12 protein-coding genes are annotated in these 17,329 nt (G+C 63.2%); 8 read left to right on the plus strand and 4 right to left on the minus strand.

The genetic code is table 11. The features are described from left to right. Positions 1-253 precede the first annotated feature (253 nt). From WBN73_RS17405 to WBN73_RS17420, 4 genes are all read left to right on the plus strand, one after another. Positions 254-1,192, plus strand: a complete 939-nt coding sequence (locus WBN73_RS17405) for a proteasome assembly chaperone family protein (protein ID WP_337340943.1) — start codon at positions 254-256, stop codon at positions 1,190-1,192. Between the two features lie 35 nt (positions 1,193-1,227). After that, the gene (locus tag WBN73_RS17410; RefSeq protein WP_337340942.1) at positions 1,228-2,583 is read left to right on the plus strand and encodes an MFS transporter; all 1,356 of its coding nucleotides are present in this window, start codon (positions 1,228-1,230) and stop codon (positions 2,581-2,583) included. A 99-nt stretch (positions 2,584-2,682) separates the two neighbouring features. Further along, positions 2,683-3,942 (plus strand): DUF4192 domain-containing protein, encoded by a 1,260-nt coding sequence (locus WBN73_RS17415; protein ID WP_337340941.1) that lies wholly within the window; start codon positions 2,683-2,685, stop codon positions 3,940-3,942. A gap of 258 nt (positions 3,943-4,200) precedes the next feature. Then, positions 4,201-5,511, plus strand: a complete 1,311-nt coding sequence (locus tag WBN73_RS17420) for an RNA polymerase sigma factor (RefSeq protein ID WP_089594537.1) — start codon at positions 4,201-4,203, stop codon at positions 5,509-5,511. Between the two features lie 191 nt (positions 5,512-5,702). On the opposite strand, the gene WBN73_RS17425 is transcribed toward WBN73_RS17420, so the two are convergent. Then, positions 5,703-5,924 (minus strand): DUF7455 domain-containing protein, encoded by a 222-nt coding sequence (locus tag WBN73_RS17425; RefSeq protein ID WP_018778705.1) that lies wholly within the window; start codon positions 5,922-5,924, stop codon positions 5,703-5,705. A 317-nt stretch (positions 5,925-6,241) separates the two neighbouring features. Between WBN73_RS17425 and WBN73_RS17430 the strand changes: the two genes are divergently transcribed. After that, on the plus strand, positions 6,242-8,350 hold the full coding sequence (locus tag WBN73_RS17430) for a DNA gyrase/topoisomerase IV subunit B (protein WP_207597157.1): 2,109 nt from the start codon (positions 6,242-6,244) through the stop codon (positions 8,348-8,350). On the opposite strand, the gene WBN73_RS17435 is transcribed toward WBN73_RS17430, so the two are convergent. Genes WBN73_RS17435 through WBN73_RS17445 form a run of 3 tightly spaced genes read right to left on the minus strand, consistent with a single transcriptional unit; the run spans position 8,347 to position 10,934 of the window. Next, complete coding sequence (locus WBN73_RS17435; protein WP_280627738.1) at positions 8,347-9,540, minus strand: MFS transporter; 1,194 nt, start codon at positions 9,538-9,540, stop codon at positions 8,347-8,349. The genes WBN73_RS17430 and WBN73_RS17435 overlap by 4 nt on opposite strands. 15 nt (positions 9,541-9,555) lie before the next feature. Continuing rightward, positions 9,556-10,542 (minus strand): M56 family metallopeptidase, encoded by a 987-nt coding sequence (locus WBN73_RS17440; RefSeq protein ID WP_280627739.1) that lies wholly within the window; start codon positions 10,540-10,542, stop codon positions 9,556-9,558. Positions 10,543-10,547: 5 nt separating this feature from the next. Further along, positions 10,548-10,934: a BlaI/MecI/CopY family transcriptional regulator gene (locus WBN73_RS17445; protein ID WP_011774471.1), complete on the minus strand. Its 387-nt coding sequence runs from the start codon at positions 10,932-10,934 to the stop codon at positions 10,548-10,550. Between the two features lie 280 nt (positions 10,935-11,214). On the opposite strand from WBN73_RS17445, the gene WBN73_RS17450 reads away from it, so the two are divergent. From WBN73_RS17450 to cydD, 3 genes are read left to right on the plus strand one after another with little or no spacing between them, the layout of a single operon-like run. Next, positions 11,215-12,807, plus strand: a complete 1,593-nt coding sequence (locus WBN73_RS17450; RefSeq protein WP_337340940.1) for a cytochrome ubiquinol oxidase subunit I — start codon at positions 11,215-11,217, stop codon at positions 12,805-12,807. An 18-nt stretch (positions 12,808-12,825) separates the two neighbouring features. Beyond that, positions 12,826-13,905, plus strand: coding sequence for a cytochrome d ubiquinol oxidase subunit II (gene cydB / locus WBN73_RS17455; protein WP_337340939.1), 1,080 nt, complete (start codon positions 12,826-12,828; stop codon positions 13,903-13,905). A gap of 7 nt (positions 13,906-13,912) precedes the next feature. Then, the gene (gene cydD, locus WBN73_RS17460) at positions 13,913-17,323 is read left to right on the plus strand and encodes a thiol reductant ABC exporter subunit CydD (RefSeq protein WP_337340938.1); all 3,411 of its coding nucleotides are present in this window, start codon (positions 13,913-13,915) and stop codon (positions 17,321-17,323) included. The last annotated feature ends 6 nt before the right edge of the window (positions 17,324-17,329 follow it).

Here is a 17,329-nt window from a genome sequence, read left to right on the forward strand (position 1 = left end):
TCCGACGGCGGCCTTGGTCTTCAGGGGCCAGTGTCGCAAGAGGATACCGGCCCGGTTCGATCGTAGTCTCTTGAACGCTGCGGACAGCAATTAAATGAGAGCTGGGGCACATCCGGTGCAGGAATGCCCGCTGGAGGTGCAGCGTTGTAAGGATTAAAGGAATCCCACCGCTACTACCGACGGCCCCGTTGGCGCCATGTGGCCGGCACCTCCGGGACCTTCCCCTACTTTGTCATTGCGAAAGGAACACGCCGTGTTTGAACGGATATCCGGCTCCCTCCTGGACCCTGAATCGCTGTACGCGCGCAACATCGAGACCTTCCACAGCCCTGAGCTCCGCGGGCTGAACATGGTCATGGGATTCACCGGCTTTGCCGACGCCGGCCAGGTGGTCCGGCAGATCAACGCGGAACTGCTGGACGAGCTCGACGCCGAGGTAGTGGCCATGTTCGATGCCGACCAACTGATCGACTACCGTTCGCGCCGCCCCCACATCAGCTTCGTGGAAGACCACGTACAGGATTACCAGGCCCCCAAGCTTGGTCTGTATAAGTTGACCGACGGCCTCGGTCAACCGTTCCTGTTGCTGGCAGGCTTCGAACCGGACCTCCAGTGGGAGCGTTTCTCAAGGGCCGTCGTCGGGATTGTTGAAGAGCTGGACGTCAACCTGGTCACATGGATCCACTCCATCCCCATGCCTGTCCCGCACACGCGGCCTGTGGGAGTCACCGTTCATGGCAACCGCCCCGATCTCATTGAAGGGATTTCCAGCTGGAAGCCCACTGTGGACGTTCCCGCTGCCATCGGCCACATTCTTGAACTCCGGCTGACGGAAGCGGAACGCAACGTGGTGGGCTATGTCATCCATGTTCCGCATTACTTGTCAGAAGCCGAATATCCTCCGGCGGCTGTAGCCGGCCTGGAGTACCTGGGGGCGGCAACATCGCTGATGCTGCCCACCGACCGGCTCCGTGAGTCAGGCCGGGAAGTTGGTCGCCAGATCGCGGAACAGATTGAGGCCTCGGAAGAGGTCCAAGCGGTGGTCACCAATCTGGAGGCCCGGTACGACGAGAAATCCGAGGGAGTGGTCCGCCGCTCGCTGCTGGCGGACGAGAACGATGAGCTGCCCAATGCCGAGGACATCGGAGCTGCAGTCGAGGCCTATTTGGCCCGTAAGGACTCGCCTCAATAAATCATCTTTCAGGAGGTGACAGGCATAATTGAGGGGTGAATGCACCCCGCGCCTGGCTTATCTGGACGATCGGCGTGTTCGCCTACCTGGTGGCGGTGGCGCAACGAACGTCCTTCGGCGTTGCTGGATTGGAGGCTACTGAGCGGTTCCATGCCAGTGCAGCCGCCATCTCCTTCTTCACCGTGCTTCAACTCCTGGTCTATGCAGGGCTGCAGATTCCGGTCGGCGTCTTGGTGGACAGGTTCGGTTCACGGGCCATGATCGCCGGGGGAGCAGTCCTGATGGGGCTGGGCCAATTGCAGCTCGCGTTCGCGGACAGTGTGCCCGGAGGTGTCCTTGGCAGGGTCCTGGTGGGTGCCGGTGACGCCATGACGTTCATTTCGGTCATCCGTCTGGTGCCGTTGTGGTTCGCTCCCGCCAGGGTTCCCTTGGTTACCCAGCTCACCGGGATGTCCGGCCAGTTGGGGCAGCTCTTCAGTGTGGTTCCGTTTGCGCTTCTCCTTCACACTTCCGGGTGGACCCCCGCGTTCCTCACCCTTGCGGCCATGTCAGTGCTGGCTGTGGTGCTGGTACTCGCGATGCTGCGGGATGCACCTCCCGGGCATCCGCCCAAGGAGTCAGGGCAAGGCCTGAGGGCCACGGGAGTCTCTCTGTCACGCGCTTGGAAACAGCCGGGGACCCGGCTGGGGCTGTGGAGCCACTTCACCGTCCAGTTCAGCGGAAACCTGTTCGCCATGACCTGGGGCTACCCTTTCCTGCTCTCGGCCCAGGGACTTGATGCCGGAACAGTCTCCGCTTTGATGGCGCTCTTTGTGGCAACCGCCATCATTGCGGGTCCGGGCTTTGGCCGTTTCGTCTCCAAACACCCCATGAGACGCTCAGCGATGGTCCTGCTGATCACCTTTGCCACCGCTGTGGCGTGGGCTGCCGTTCTCCTCCTTCCTGACCGCGCTCCGTTGTGGATGCTGGTCGTGCTGGTAGTGGTATTGGCGGTTGGAGGTCCGGGGTCCATGATCGGTTTCGACTTTGCACGGACATTCAACCCCTCGCACCGGATCGGCACGGCAACCGGAATTGTGAACGTGGGTGGCTTCATTGCGGCACTTGTTGCGATTTACCTCATCGGCCTGGTTCTGGACCTCTTGAATGCCAGCGGTTTCTCGGGTGGCGATTTGTACGGACTGGCACCGTTCCGCATCGCACTCAGCGTGCAGTTCCTGCTCCTTGGCCTGGGAACGGTCCTCATCCTGGTGACCCGGCGTAAAGTCCGGCGGCAGATGGCCGCCCAGGGAATCCATGTACAGCCGTTGGTGGCAACCCTGGCCAATCAGCGCCGGGAGCGCGTGGAAAAAAGGCGCGCCTCGCGTGCCACCGCCGCAAAGGATCAGTAGCGCGGCTGCCGCCCTTGCCCCGGCGTGAAACGGACCAGCTTTTCCACATAGGCAAGGTATGGTCTGTTTCTGCCAGCCGGACGTACGCAGGCTGGATGCATGACCACCAAGAGAACACTGAGCATCCACCAACCTGAAGACATTCTTGGCTATATCCCCCACCTGCTGGGCTATTGGCCCGAGGACAGCCTGGTTGCCATCACCATGCAGGGGAAAATGCTGGGAGCCACGCTGCGGGTGGATCTGCCGTCCCGTCGGTCGCCCCGGGCACTTGTCGGTTTCGCTGAACAGATACGCCAATACCTGGTGGCGGACGAAGCCGCCAACGGTGTGGTGCTTGCTGTCTACACCGAATCCGGTTGGGCCGATGGAACCGTCGTCGACCAGGCGATGCCAATGATTGAAGCCTTGCAACTGTCCCTCGACGAGGTTGACTTGTCGGTGCGGGATGCCTGGCTGATCGGAACCAACTATTGGCGCAGCGCCTTCTGTTCGGACAAAAGCTGTTGCCCGGATCCAGGACTTCCGGTGGCCCGCATCAAGGACAGCCGCTTGAACGCTGAGCTCGTTTACCAGGGGAGTGCAGTCGGTCCGTCGCCGAGGAGCGGCACCGGACAACCCTCACTTGCCAGATCAGGACCGTTGGATCCTTCCGTGATGGAAGCGGAGATCCGATGGGGAGAGCGCATCCTCGGCACATGGCGCAGTGGGCGATGCCTGGAATCCGTCCTTGCGGTCTGGCATCACGTCCTCGCCAGAGTCGAGCATGGTGCTCCTTTGCAGCCGGAGACTGACGCGCAACTGATCGGATTCCTCAGGACCACGCTGAAGGTGCCGGCTTGGCGGGATGCCGTGGTGGTGATGGCGGCCGCCGGCATGGACTCTGCAGTATCGGGCGCTGCTGCTTTTGAATTTTTCAGCGACGACGAGTCGTGCGCGCCGCCGTTTGATGTTGGCGAACTCGTCGTAACGGCATCCGCCACCTACCCGCCGGCCACTGCTCCGAGTGGTTCGAATGGGCACGGGGATGTCTTCACTTATGGCGATGTCCTGCTGGGAATGCGCCCCGATACGCCGTGCTGGCCTCGCGTTGATGCGTTGCACCGCGTCCTTGCCGGGCTGTGCGTGGAAGAAGAGTCGGGTGATGTGGCTGCCGCGGCGTTCACGCTTCAGGGGTGGATCACATGGTGCAAGGGCAGCGGTTCAATCGCCCATGCATGCCTTGCTCGGGCCGAAACTGCCCGTCCTGGTTATCGGTTGGCCGAACTGCTGATGGAGGTCCTGGGCCAGGGCGCCGTTTGTCGGTGGGCGAGCCGGCCCGGCTCGGCGTGGAGGGGGCCCAGACAAGCACCTGTGTAGGACGCCTGTACCCACGTGGTGGAACTTCAACAGGCATGGGTTTCGCAAAACCGTGAGACAATGGATGCCGAGACCCGGTTGGGTCCGCGTTTGAATGCCTGCTTGAGCCCGGAAACGGGAACAAATCAGCGTTGTCGGGAGTTCTATCTACAGACTCTGCAGACGGCGATCGCATTTGAAATTGATCGCGGACTTGACAGGGTCATAGTGGTGTTGCCCGTATGGTGATTCCACAGACCGCCGCTAGAAAGGTTTTCTGTGACTCCGTCTTCCGTCGAGAAGGAACCCGCCGCCCAGGCTGAATTGACCGCCGAGGAAAAGAAGGCGGCCACGTCGGCAAAGCGCGCGGCGACACGCGCTGCCAACAAGGCTTCAGAGGGTGACTCTGACAAGCCCGCACCGAAGAAGCGTGGGCCCAAGCCCGGCGCGAAGGCCGCCGCTGAGGCCGCTAACAAGTCCGGCTCCGACTCCGAGGAAGCCACTGCCGAGGACGAAGACTTTGATCCCGCAGCAGCGGAGGAAGTCGAAGTCGGGGAAGATGACACCGAGGATGGCGCAGCCGCCGCCAAGGACAAGCCCGCCCCGTCCGGCTCGGGATTCGTCTACTCCGACGCTGACGACGACGACGCCCCGGTCCAGCAGGTCATGTCCGCGGGCGCAACCGCCGACCCCGTCAAGGACTACCTGAAGCAGATCGGCAAGGTCGCCCTGCTGAACGCAGAGCAGGAAGTGGACCTGGCGCTTCGCATTGAAGCCGGCCTTTTTGCCGAGGAAAAGATCAACGCTGATGACGGATCCATGGATCCCAAACTCAAGCGTGAACTTGAGTTCGTCATTCACGACGGAAAGCGCGCCAAGAACCACCTGCTCGAGGCCAACCTGCGTCTCGTCGTTTCCTTGGCCAAGCGCTACACGGGTCGTGGCATGCTCTTCCTGGACCTGATCCAGGAAGGCAACCTTGGCCTTATTCGTGCAGTGGAGAAGTTCGACTACACCAAGGGCTTCAAGTTCTCCACGTACGCCACCTGGTGGATCCGCCAGGCCATCACGCGCGCCATGGCTGACCAGGCCCGCACCATCCGTATTCCGGTGCACATGGTGGAAGTCATCAACAAGCTGGCACGTGTCCAGCGGCAAATGCTCCAGGACCTTGGCCGCGAACCAACGCCGGAAGAGCTGGCTCTGGAGCTGGATATGACCCCTGAGAAGGTCGTAGAGGTCCAGAAGTACGGACGCGAGCCGATCTCGCTCCACACCCCGCTCGGCGAGGATGGAGACTCCGAATTCGGTGACCTGATTGAGGACTCGGAAGCTGTAGTTCCGGCCGACGCTGTCAGCTTCACGCTCCTGCAGGAGCAGCTTCACTCGGTGCTGGACACCCTGTCTGAGCGCGAAGCCGGCGTGGTGGCCATGCGATTCGGCCTGACGGACGGCCAGCCGAAGACTTTAGACGAAATCGGCAAGGTCTACGGAGTCACGCGTGAGCGCATCCGCCAGATCGAATCGAAGACAATGTCCAAGCTGCGGCACCCGTCCCGCTCGCAGGTCCTCCGGGACTACCTGGACTAAATCTGCCCGCACTGCAAAAGCAGCCCAGTCGGATAACCGACCGGGCCGCTTTTTGTTGATTGCCGTTCAAGGGGCAAATTCCCGGGCACACCCGGGAAGCAACGAGGCCCCTCCCTGATGGGAGGAGCCTCGTTATCTGATCAACACAATACTTGCTGAACAAGGGAGTCCGGCTGTGCGGGCTGCCCTGCCTAGTCGACGGGGACGGGTGCCTTCTCGTTGAGGCGCTCGGTCTCATCGTGCCAGTCCGAAGTCATGGGCCGGAGCGTAGCTTCAACTGCACGTGCGTGGTGGCCGCAGAAAAGCAGCTCACCACCGGAGGACTCGAGTACAACGCGGACATATGCCTGGGCTCCGCAACGATCGCACCGGTCAGCTGCGTTTAGCGTGCGGTCTGCAACTGCTGTTGTCATGTCGGCCTCCTTAGTAGTTCCGTACATCCATATAACCAGCATTCGACGCAGATCCATGGCAAGGATGGGTCACTTTCGCTGTCCGCGTATCACATGTGCGTAACGTAACCACACAGATTGGCCCGTACAGGGAGTGGCAACCAGTGGCACCGGTCGGTCGGGGCTAGCCTAGTATGGGCAGTGTTTGCCCTGAGTTACCAGCGATTACCAGCGCTTACCAGCAGTTACCAGCAATTTCCGGCACTGAGCAGCAACTGGACGGCTGGGAAGCACCCCCAGATTCACCTTGAGATATACCCCGAAGGAGCACACTGCGAGTGGCACCGAGTTCTGAATACAACGCCCGGCACCTGTCTGTCCTTGAAGGCTTGGAAGCCGTCCGCAAACGCCCGGGCATGTACATCGGTTCCACCGACTCCCGTGGCCTTATGCACTGCCTCTGGGAAATCATCGACAACGCCGTTGATGAAGCCCTGGCGGGATTCGGCCACGACATCAAGGTGATCCTGCACGCCGACAACTCGGTGGAAATCCACGACGACGGCCGTGGCATCCCGGTGGACGTTGAACCCAAGACCGGTCTCTCCGGCGTCGAGGTCGTCTTCACCAAGCTGCACGCGGGCGGCAAGTTCGGCGGCGGTTCCTATACGGCATCCGGCGGCCTGCATGGCGTCGGCGCTTCTGTGGTCAATGCTCTGTCCAGCCGCCTGGACGTTCAGGTGGATCGCGGCAGCAAGACCTACCAAATGTCCTTCCGCCGGGGTGAGCCCGGCCGGTTCGTGGATTCGGGTTCGAAGCCTGGCCCCGAGGCTCCCTTTGAGCCGTTCGTTGAGAACTCCGTGCTGGACGTCGTGGGCAAGGCCAAGCGCGGGGTAACGGGAACCCGGGTCCGCTACTGGGCGGACCGGCAGATTTTCACACCTGATGCGAAGTTCTCCTACGATGACCTCGCCGCGAGGGCCCGCCAGACGTCCTTCCTTGTTCCCGGCCTGAAGATCACGGTCCGCGACGAACGCAAGCTCCCCGGGACTCCGGGTGAGAACGGTGCACACGAGGAAGTGTTCCATCATGACGGAGGCATCTCGGAATTCGTTGAGTTCCTGGCCGCAGATGCCGGGGTGACGGATGTTTGGCGACTCCACGGTTCCGGAAAGTTCAAGGAAACGGTCCCGGTGCTGGACGACAAGGGGCACAGCAAGATCGCGGAAGTCGAACGCGATTGTGAGGTCGATATTGCCCTGCGTTGGGGAATCGGCTACGAAACCACCATGCGCAGCTTCGTCAACATCATCGCCACTCCCAAGGGCGGTACCCACCAGTCGGGCTTTGAGGCGGCGTTGCTGAAGACCTTCCGCAAGGCTGTGGAAACGAATGCCCGCAAGCTCAAGGCCGGTAACGACAAAATCGAGAAGGATGACATTCTCGCCGGGCTCACTGCCGTTTTGACTGTCCGGCTTGCGGAGCCGCAGTTCGAGGGCCAGACCAAGGAGATCCTGGGTACGTCGGCGGTACGGGCCATCGTGGCCAAAGTGGTGGAAAAGGAGATCACTGGCCGGTTGAACTCGGCCAACCGTAACGACAAGGCCCAGTCGGCGCTCCTGCTGGAAAAGATGGTCAGCGAAATGAAGTCGCGCATCTCGGCGCGTGTTCATAAGGAAACCCAGCGCCGCAAGAATGCGTTGGAAACCTCCTCGATGCCCACCAAGCTGGCCGATTGCCGCACCGACGATGTTGCCCGTTCAGAGTTGTTCATCGTTGAAGGTGACTCCGCTCTGGGTACAGCCAAGCTCGCCAGGTCTTCCGACTTCCAGGCCCTGCTGCCCATCCGCGGAAAAATCCTGAACGTCCAAAAAGCTTCCGTGGGCGACATGCTCTCCAATGCCGAGTGCGCGGCGCTTATTCAGGTAGTTGGGGCCGGCTCGGGTCGCAGCTTCGATATTGAGGCAGCCCGTTACGGCAAGGTCATTCTCATGACCGACGCCGACGTGGACGGCGCGCATATCCGGACCTTGCTGCTGACCCTGTTCTTCCGCTACATGCGCCCCATGGTGGAAGCAGGCCGAGTGTTTGCGGCAGTTCCGCCCCTTCACCGGGTGGAAGTGATCAACCCCGGCCAGAAGGCCAACGAGATGATCTACACCTACTCCGAGGCGGAGCTTCATGTCCTCCTGGCGAACCTTGCCAAGGAAGGCAAGCGCTACAAAGAGCCCATCCAGCGCTACAAGGGCTTGGGCGAAATGGATGCGCAGCAACTGGCAGAGACCACCATGGATCCACGGCACCGGACTCTGCGGAAGGTTGGCATCGACAGCGCCCAGCGCGCTGAAGAGGTCTTTGACCTTCTCATGGGCTCGGATGTTGCGCCCCGCAAGGAGTTCATCATTGCCGGCGCCGCCACACTGGACCGGGAACGCATCGACGCCTAGCCGGAGGTGGACGGAGCCGCTGGTTCCTTGGTTCCCGGCGCGGCGAATGCCGTCAGCCCCACCAGCAGTGCCAAGGCTCCCAATCCCCAGGGAAGTCCGGCCGCCACGGCGATGCCGCCCACCAGCAACGGACCGCCGGCATCGCCGAGTTCGCGTCCCAGCTCGGCTGAACCCATGGTTCTGCCCAGCCGTTCGGAGGGGGTCGAGTCTGCCAGGTGCGCAAAAGCCAGGGGTGTGGAAATGCCTATCCCTGCGCCGATCAGGACGGCAGCAAGGTAGATCCAAACCGCTCCGGGGAGGAGCCCTGCCATCAGTGTGCCCGCCGCGATGCAGAGCAAGCCTGCCACCATGCCCGGCTTGTCGGCGAGGAAGCCCTGGTCCCGTAGCCTGCCGATGCGAGGTTGTATCAGCGACGACGCAAGGGCCAATACCGTTACAACCGCCACGCTTCCTGCCGTGCCAAGGCCTTCGCGTGCCGCCAAGGCAGGAAGGAAGCCGACGGCTGCGCCCAAGGCCCCGGTGGCTGCAGCCAGGACCAGTGTAGGGCCCAGGAATGACCTCTCGGTGCTCTGGCGCCATACATCCACAATGGTGTACCGGGGGCGGGGTAGTGGCGCCAGACGCGGCACCGCAACCGCTGCCCACATGGCAACAATGAGGCCCAGGGCGGACAGAACGCCGAAGAGGAGAGGGAAGCCGCCGCTGATGATGGCAACAGCTCCCAGCAGCGGTCCTACCGCGTAGCCGAGCCCCTTCCACGAACCGTATCGTCCGAAATACCGTCCGGTGTGCTTTCCCGCGAGGCGTGCCACGCCGGCCGATGATGCCGGTGAGAACGCCGAAGCCGCCATTCCCTGTCCCAGTCGCGCCATAGCGAGCATGGCAGGCTGGTCGGCCCACAACCCGGTAAGTGAGGCCGCGGAGAAGGCCAGGAGCCCACCCACAATGACCGGTTTTGGCCCGATGCGGTCACTCAGGGCGCCAAACACCGGCTTCAGGAACACTTCGGCGATGTCGTACAAGGCCAGCAGTACGCCCAAGGCCAGCAGGCTCAATCCAATGTCCGCGCTTTCGGCCCCCAGGCCGGCAGCGACAGCATGCGCGCCGAAGGCGGTGGTGAATCCCGCAGCGTAGAGCGGCCAGCGCTGATAGGCGTGGACGGGGAAGGCCGCGGCGTCAGTGGGATTCACGCTTCACAATCCCGTTCAGCCCAACAGTCCCGGGACGATCAACAGCGCGGTCGGCACTGCCAGCAGCAAGGCCGATACCACCAGGACAAGGATGCGCAGGCCCTTGGTAAGTGGAGGCTGGGGTGAGAGGAGGCGGCTGACGCGTGACGCCGTCGTGCGTGGTGAGTCCGCCCCTCCGGTGGCACTGACGGCATTGCCTTCGATCACGGCGCCGCCGGCGTTGAGTGCCCCGGTTCCGATGGCGGGCTGGGAGGTTCCGCTGGCGACGATCGCGATGGCCTTGATCAGGGTGCCTTTGCTTTCGGTCCGCAAGGCGACGTCATCGGCAAGCATCTCGATCAGGGAGTTCACCGCGGTCTGGGCCAGCCGCGTGGTGGGGAACCACGGCAGGGCCTGGCGCCAGGCGGCAAAGGCCCACAGCAGGAGGTCGTGGCGCTGGGACAGGTGGGCGTTCTCGTGAATGAGGACGGCCCTGAGTTCAGCCGGCTCCAGGGCTGCCATCAGGCCGTCGGACAAGACCGTGACGGATCGGGCGCCGCCGGGGAGACAGTACGCCACAGGGGAGTCGTGGTTGATGACCACGGTGCCCGGGCCGTCGTCGGACGGTGAGGCGAGCAAGGCCAGCAGTTCGCGGTGCCGCCGCCGTTGGCGCTCGATCTTGTAATAGGTCAGGAGCAGGGTGAAAACCAGGTGCGCGGTCAGGAGCGCTGCCGCGGACAGTGCAAAGAGGTGCCAAAAACCCAGCGCTGTGGTGGGTTCGTTGTTGAAGACCATGCCGGCCAGGCTCTTGAGACCGGCAATGAGGTTGTCGCCGATGGGCTCCAGCCCGTAGACCAGCATGGCGCCGATCATGGACAGTCCACCGGCGAGGGCGATCGCCTGCCACAGGACCATGGCCGTGAAGGGCGAGCGTGCCGGCCACTGGGCGCGGGACAGCAGGACGGGCACCGGCCATGCCAAAATCAATGCCAGGACCGCAAGCAGGTATGAGGTCCAGAACATAGTGGCTAATTGTAGCCGAGCAGTTTGCGCAGGGTAGCGGCTTCACTTTCGGTGACGGAACCAATGAAGCGGGCCAGGACGGCCTCGCGGTCCGGGGCGGAGCCCAGGACTTCATGCATCAGTTCGGCGGTGTGGTCAGCGCGGCTGGAAACAGCTTGGTAGCGGTGCGGACGGGTACCGCGCTCACGCTCCACCAGCCCCTTCTTTTCCAGACGCGACAGCACGGTAAGCACCGTGGTCACGGCCAGATCCTTGCCTTGATGTCCCGCAGTGCCATCTCCGGCCTCGGAATCCTGCGCCAACAGATCGCGCAGGGTATTGGCAGTTGCAGCCTCCTGGCCTGCCCAGAGCAGATCCATGACTGCCCGTTCCAGTTCCCCAAGACTTGCCATCTATACGTCCCTACCTTCCGCTTCCCGGTGCAGGGTAACTGCTGCCGGGAGCGATGATCCAACATTCCACCATAAATCTACCGCTTTTCAGCTCTTCATTCTACGTGAGGTAGAACTATCGGCGCGCCGCGGCCACTGGGGAGCCCTTGCGCGTGGGTTACGCCACTTGAAGAATGGGTTTCGTCGCCCGCCATTTGTTCTACACTGTGTAGAAGACAAGTTTTCTACGCAACGTAGAAGTAACGTCATCGTACTTCGGTCCGCCGTACAAAGGACAGCCATGGACGCCTTGGAAATCGCACGCTGGCAATTCGGTATCACTACCGTCTACCACTTCATGATGGTGCCCCTCACTATCGGCTTGGGACTGGTGGTGGCCATTATGCAGACCATCTGGTACCGCACGGGCAAGCCCGAATACCTGCGGATGACCAAGTTCTGGGGAAAGCTCTTCCTCATCAACTTCATCATGGGCGTGGCCACGGGCATCGTGCAGGAATTCCAGTTCGGCATGGCGTGGAGCGAGTACAGCCGGTTCGTCGGTGATGTGTTCGGCGCGCCGCTTGCCCTCGAGGCCCTGCTGGCCTTCTTTGTTGAATCAACGTTCCTGGGGTTGTGGATCTTCGGGTGGAAGCAACTCAAGCGCGGCGTGCACCTGGCTTGCCTGTGGATTGCCGTCATTGGTTCCGTCTTCTCCGCCTACTTCATCATCGTGGCGAACTCCTGGATGCAGCACCCTGTGGGAGTGGAGATGGTGGACGGACGGCCCGTGATGACCGACGCCTGGGCAGTTTTCACCAACAACACAGCGCTGGTGGCTGTACCGCACACGCTGTTCGGTGCGTTGGCAGTTGCCGGTGCGTTCCTCCTGGGCATCGCCTGGTACCACTTGTGGCGTCGCCGGCATGACGGCATCGACGTCGTGGGCAAGGACGGCAAGCTGGTTCCCGGTGAAGCTGCGATCCCGGGCCGGGACACTTCCGACTACACGGTGTGGATGAAGAGCCTCCGGATCGGTGCCGTGGTTGCCATGATTTCCTTCGCCGGCACCGCCATCACGGGCGACCTTCAGGGCAAGCTGATGTTTGAACAACAGCCCATGAAAATGGCTGCCGCAGAAGCCGCCTGCCACGACGGCACGGGCTTCTCGGTCCTGAGTGTTGGCAACCTCGGCGCCACCAACTGCGATGACATTGTTGCCGTGATCGAAGTACCCGGCATCCTCTCTTTCCTGGCCAAGGGTGACTTCACCACCGAAGTGAAGGGTGTCAACAGCCTGCTGGGCGAGTACAAGGAAAAGTACGGAACCCATCTCCCGGACAACCCGCTGTACGGCGACCGTGCGGGGCAGGAAATCCAGTACGTGCCTGTGATGGAGGTGACCTACTGGGGCTTCCGCATGATGATCGGCTTCGGCGGGATCGCAGCCTTTGCCGCACTGCTGGCTCTCTGGGTGACCCGCAAGGGCGTAGTACCGCAATCGAAGTGGCTCATGCGCCTCGCCGTCTTCGGCATTCTTGCACCCTTCGGAGCCAACGCCGCGGGCTGGATCTTCACCGAAATGGGACGGCAACCGTTCGTGGTGGCGCCCAACCCGGACATGAACGGCATCGACCAGGTCTTCATGTTCACAGCTGCCGCCGTGTCGCCGGGGGTCAGCGCCGGGGAGCTCCTGACCTCGCTGGTGGTCCTCACCGCCATCTACGCAGTATTGCTGGTGGTCGAAGTGAAGCTGCTGGTCAAGTACATCCGGGGCGGCGTGGCCTCCGCGATGCCGGAGCTGGCCCACCCGGCCAAGGACACGGACGACGACGACAAGAACGACGCCGGTGCGGACAAGTCCGGCGACGATGTCCTGGCCTTCGCCTACTAGAGACAGGGGAAACTGACAATGGAACTGTTGCCAACCATCTGGTTTGTTGCCATCGCGGTGCTGTGGACGGGCTACCTCTTCCTGGAGGGCTTTGACCTTGGCGTCGGCATGCTCATGAAGCTGTTTGCCCGCAACAACACGGACCGCCGTGTGCTGCTCAACACCATCGGCCCCGTGTGGGACGGCAACGAGGTATGGCTGCTCACTGCGGCCGGAGCCACTTTCGCAGCCTTCCCGCTCTGGTACGCCTCGCTGTTCTCCGCCCTCTACCTACCACTCCTGGCAGTCCTGGCCGCGCTGATCTTCCGGGCTGTCGCCTTCGAATACCGCGGCAAAGTGGACTCAGAGCGCTGGCGGAACCGCTGGGACTGGGCGATCGCCGTCGGATCCTTTGTCGCAGCCTTCGGCATCGGTGCCGCTTTGGCGCTGACCACCACCGGCCTTCCGTTGAACGCCAACGGAGACCGCAGCGGCGGCCCGATGTCCTGGTTCAGTGGCTATGCGCTGCTGGGCGGTTTCGGTGTGGTGGCGTTCGCCCTGGTCCACGCCCTTGCGTTCCTTGCCCTCAAAACCGACGGCGATGTGCGGCACCGTGCCCGCCGCTGGTTTGTGCGGTTGGTGCCGTTTGCGGTGTTGCCGATGTTCGGCTGGATGGGGTCAGTGCAATTCCTCAGCGGCAAGCCGTGGACCTGGGCCCTGGTGGCGGCCGGAGTCGTAGCTGTCGTCCTGGCCTGGACGCTGGCCAAGGCAGGGGCAGAAGGTCGCGCCTTCGGTGCCCTGGGTGGGTTCATTGTGTGCGCCACCGCTTCGATTTTCGGGGCAGCCTTCCCCGTGGTGATTCCTTCCACCCTTGACCCAGCGTTCAACCTGACCATTTCAAATGCCTCATCCTCGGACTACACACTTGGACTGATGAGCATTGTGGCAGCCGTAGGACTGCCCTTGGTGATCGCGTACCAGTCCTGGACCTACTGGGTATTCCGCCGGCGTGTCAGCGCGGCGCACATCCCTGAAGCGCACGGCTTCCTTCCCGCGATTGCCGCCAAGGTCCTGATCTCCAAGGACAGCCAGCCAACCGACAGCACCAAGGAAGGCTAACCGCCCCATGAAGCCCGTGTTCCCCTCCGGCCCGGCCACCCGATCCGCGCTCTACCTCATTGGGCTCCTGTCCGCCCTCAAGGCGCTGTCCCTGGTGCTCATGGCCCAGGCCGTGGCGGGGATGCTGGCAGGGCTCGCTTCCGGAACGGGGGACTGGAGCAGCGGACTTGTCTGGGGTGCCGTGGGAGCAGTCCTGAGGTCACTCACGGTCTGGGGCCAGGGCATCGCCTCCAGGCGTGCAGCCCTGGGTGTCAAGGAGGAGTTGCGGGCGCAGCTGCTGCGGCGCTCACTGGCCGACCGTGGTTCATCCCCGGTCGAAGGAATGAACGACGGCGGCCTGGCCATCCTGGCGACGCGGGGCCTGGATGCGCTGGACGACTACTACACCCAGTACCTGCCCGCCTTGGTCAATTGCGCCACGGTGCCGCTGTTGATCGGGACCAGGATTCTCTTTGCCGACTGGGTCAGCGCGGTAGTGATCGTCCTGACCGTTCCGCTGGTGCCGTTGTTCATGGTCCTGATCGGCCGGCACACGGAGGACAACGTCAGGGACGCCCAGACAACCCTCCGGAAGCTCTCCGGGCACATCCTGGAACTGGCTAAGGGCCTTCCGGTGCTGGTGGGCCTGGGCCGCGCCACCGAACAACGGGCGGCCTTGGAAGACATTTCGGAGCAGTACCGGAGTCGGACCATGGGAACGCTCCGCACAGCCTTCCTGTCAGCGTTGGCGCTCGAACTCATTGCCACGATCTCCGTTGCCGTTGTTGCCGTGTTCATTGGTGTCAGGCTTGTGGGCGGCGACATGGCGCTGGAAGCCGGCCTCCTGGCCCTCATCCTGGCCCCGGACTGCTACCTGCCGCTTCGGGAGCTTGGTACGGCCCACCACGCCAGCGACGACGGCAGGGCCGCCTTGGAAACCACCCATGCCGTGCTGGATGCCCCCGCGCACCAACCCCTGATGGACAAAGAATCCTCAAACAACACGCCGTCCGGCGTTGTGGTTGACGGGTTGGCGGTGACTTATCACGGGAGGTCCACAGCCGCCGTCGGGCCCCTCAGTTTTACCGCTCCGCGGGGAAGCATTACGGCCCTCGACGGCGACAGCGGCGCCGGGAAGAGCACCGTCCTTGGTGTCCTTGCCGGGCTGATCGGACCAGGGCCGGGAGCCGGCGTGAAGGGAACGGTCACTGGAGCCGGGAAGGGTGCCGTGGCATGGGTGCCCCAACACCCCGCCATGGCAACAGAGACCGTCCAGGAAGAAGTGTCGCTGTATCTTGACGGGTACAACGGAGATGCTGCCCAAGCCGTCACACGAGTTCTGTCGAAAGCAAAGGCTGCGCACCTGGCTGCGAAGAACCCGGCCGAGCTGAGCCCCGGCGAACTACGCCGTGTTGCGCTCGCCCGTGGATTGGCACGGGTGGAAGCAGGGGCCACCGTCCTGCTGCTCGACGAGCCCACCGCACACCTGGACCCTTACTCAGCCAGCGTGGTCCGCGACGCCATCGAGTCACTGCGAGGCAACATGACTGTCATCCTGGTCGCCCACGACGCCGCAACCCGTGCGCTCGCGGACCACGTGGTGCCCGTGGGAAACAAACGCTTCAATACCGCGCCCATGGTTCCGTCCAAGCGCACGGGTGAGACTCTGGAGAAGGCCGCCGGCGAGCAACGCCAGACACCCATGACCGATGGTTTTACCCAGCGCGCCCCACAGGCCGGCAGCCTGAAGCGCCTGATGGGGATCCTCAAGCCCGTGCAGTGGAAGTTTGTCGCAGCCGGCACCGTGGCAGTCCTGGCTGCCCTGTTCGCGGTAGCACTGTCAGGTTTGTCCGGGTGGCTGATCATCAGGGCGAGCGAACAACCGCCCATCCTCTACTTGCTGGGCGCGATCGTGGGTGTCAGATTCTTCGGAATCGGCAGGGCAGTCCTGCGCTACTGTGAGCGGCTCCTGACCCACGACGCCGTATTCGCCGCTATGACCCGCCTCCGCGGAGCACTGTGGGAGACACTGAGCCGCAGGGCACTGTCATTGAGGCGCCTTCTCCAAGGCGGCAATGTTCTTGGCGCAATTGTGGACGACGTCGATACCCTCCGGGATCTCCTGCCACGGGTCGCTCTGCCACCCGTCACCGCAGTGGGGGTGGGAGCAGCGGCGATCGCAGCCACCGCCGTCGTCCTGCCCGCCGCCCTGCCCGCTGTTGTGCTGGCCTCCGTGGTGGGACTTGCAATCGCTCCGCTCCTTGCCGTCCTGGCTGACAGGAACGCTGCCAAGGCCGAACAGCACATGCGCTCCGCGGTCCTTCACGGCGTGGCCGCTGCCCTGGACGCCCGGGCAGAACTGACGGCCAACGCAGTAGCCGGGCCGGTCCTCAAGGATCTGCGAACCAAAGACCGCGAAGCCACCGTCGCTGCCCAGCGCTCGGCATGGGCTGAAGGCCTCGGCCAAGCCGTGATCGTCCTGTCCTGCTCGCTGGCAGCCTTGTGGGCAGGTGTCCTCAGCGCTCCTTCTGTTGCCAACGGTGCAGTCCCGCCCGAACTTGTGGCTGTCATCGTCCTGATGCAGTTGGCCTTGGTGGATGCCTTCAGCGGCATCGTTTCCGCAGTGCGCCAGGCTCCGGCGCTCGCGGACGTGCTGGGCCGGGTTGCTGCGTCCGGGGCTTTGGACGCTCCTGCCACCGATCTTTCCGGGGCAACCCGAACAGAACTCGACGGCGGCCCGCGGCCACTCCCGGACCGCGACGGCTCAGCGGGGCTTGAATTGAAGGGTGCGGCGGCCGCCTGGCCCGGGGGCCCCGATGCCTTCGCCGGGATCACCGCCGAAGCCGGACCCGGCCGTTGGCTCGCGGTGACAGGGCCCTCGGGCGCGGGAAAGACCACGCTGCTGTCCGTGCTGCTGGGCTTCCTGCCGCTTACCCGGGGAACAGCGAAGCTGACGGGCACCGCTGCCTGGTGCCCCCAGGAAGCGCACCTCTTCGACTCGACCATCCGTGGGAATCTCCTGCTCAGCCGACCGGCCGCTGCGAAGCCCAGCGAGGCCGAGATGCACAAGGCACTGGCCGACGTCGGACTTGATGCGGTGGTGGACGCCTTGCCGGACGGGCTCGATGCCAGGATCGGGCCCGGTGGCTCGTTCCTCAGCGGAGGCGAACGGCAGCGGCTGGCAATGGCCAGGACCCTTTTGACCGGGGCCTCGGTACTGCTGCTCGACGAGCCCACCGCCCATCTGGATGCCGGTTCTGCACGGGAAATGATGGCCATTCTCCGCCAGGGCCTCAAAGACGTCACGGTTGTCCTGGTGACGCACAATCCTGACGACATTGATCCGGGGGATGCGCGGCTGGAGCTGCCCGCAGCCCGGCCTGCGGCGAAACAAAGCATGGGCGCGCCGGAACTGGTGGGAAAGCGTACCCCTCAGTAACCTGTT

Origin of the sequence: Paenarthrobacter sp. CCNWLY172 (assembly GCF_037402035.1) — a bacterium.
Lineage (GTDB): Bacteria > Actinomycetota > Actinomycetes > Actinomycetales > Micrococcaceae > Arthrobacter.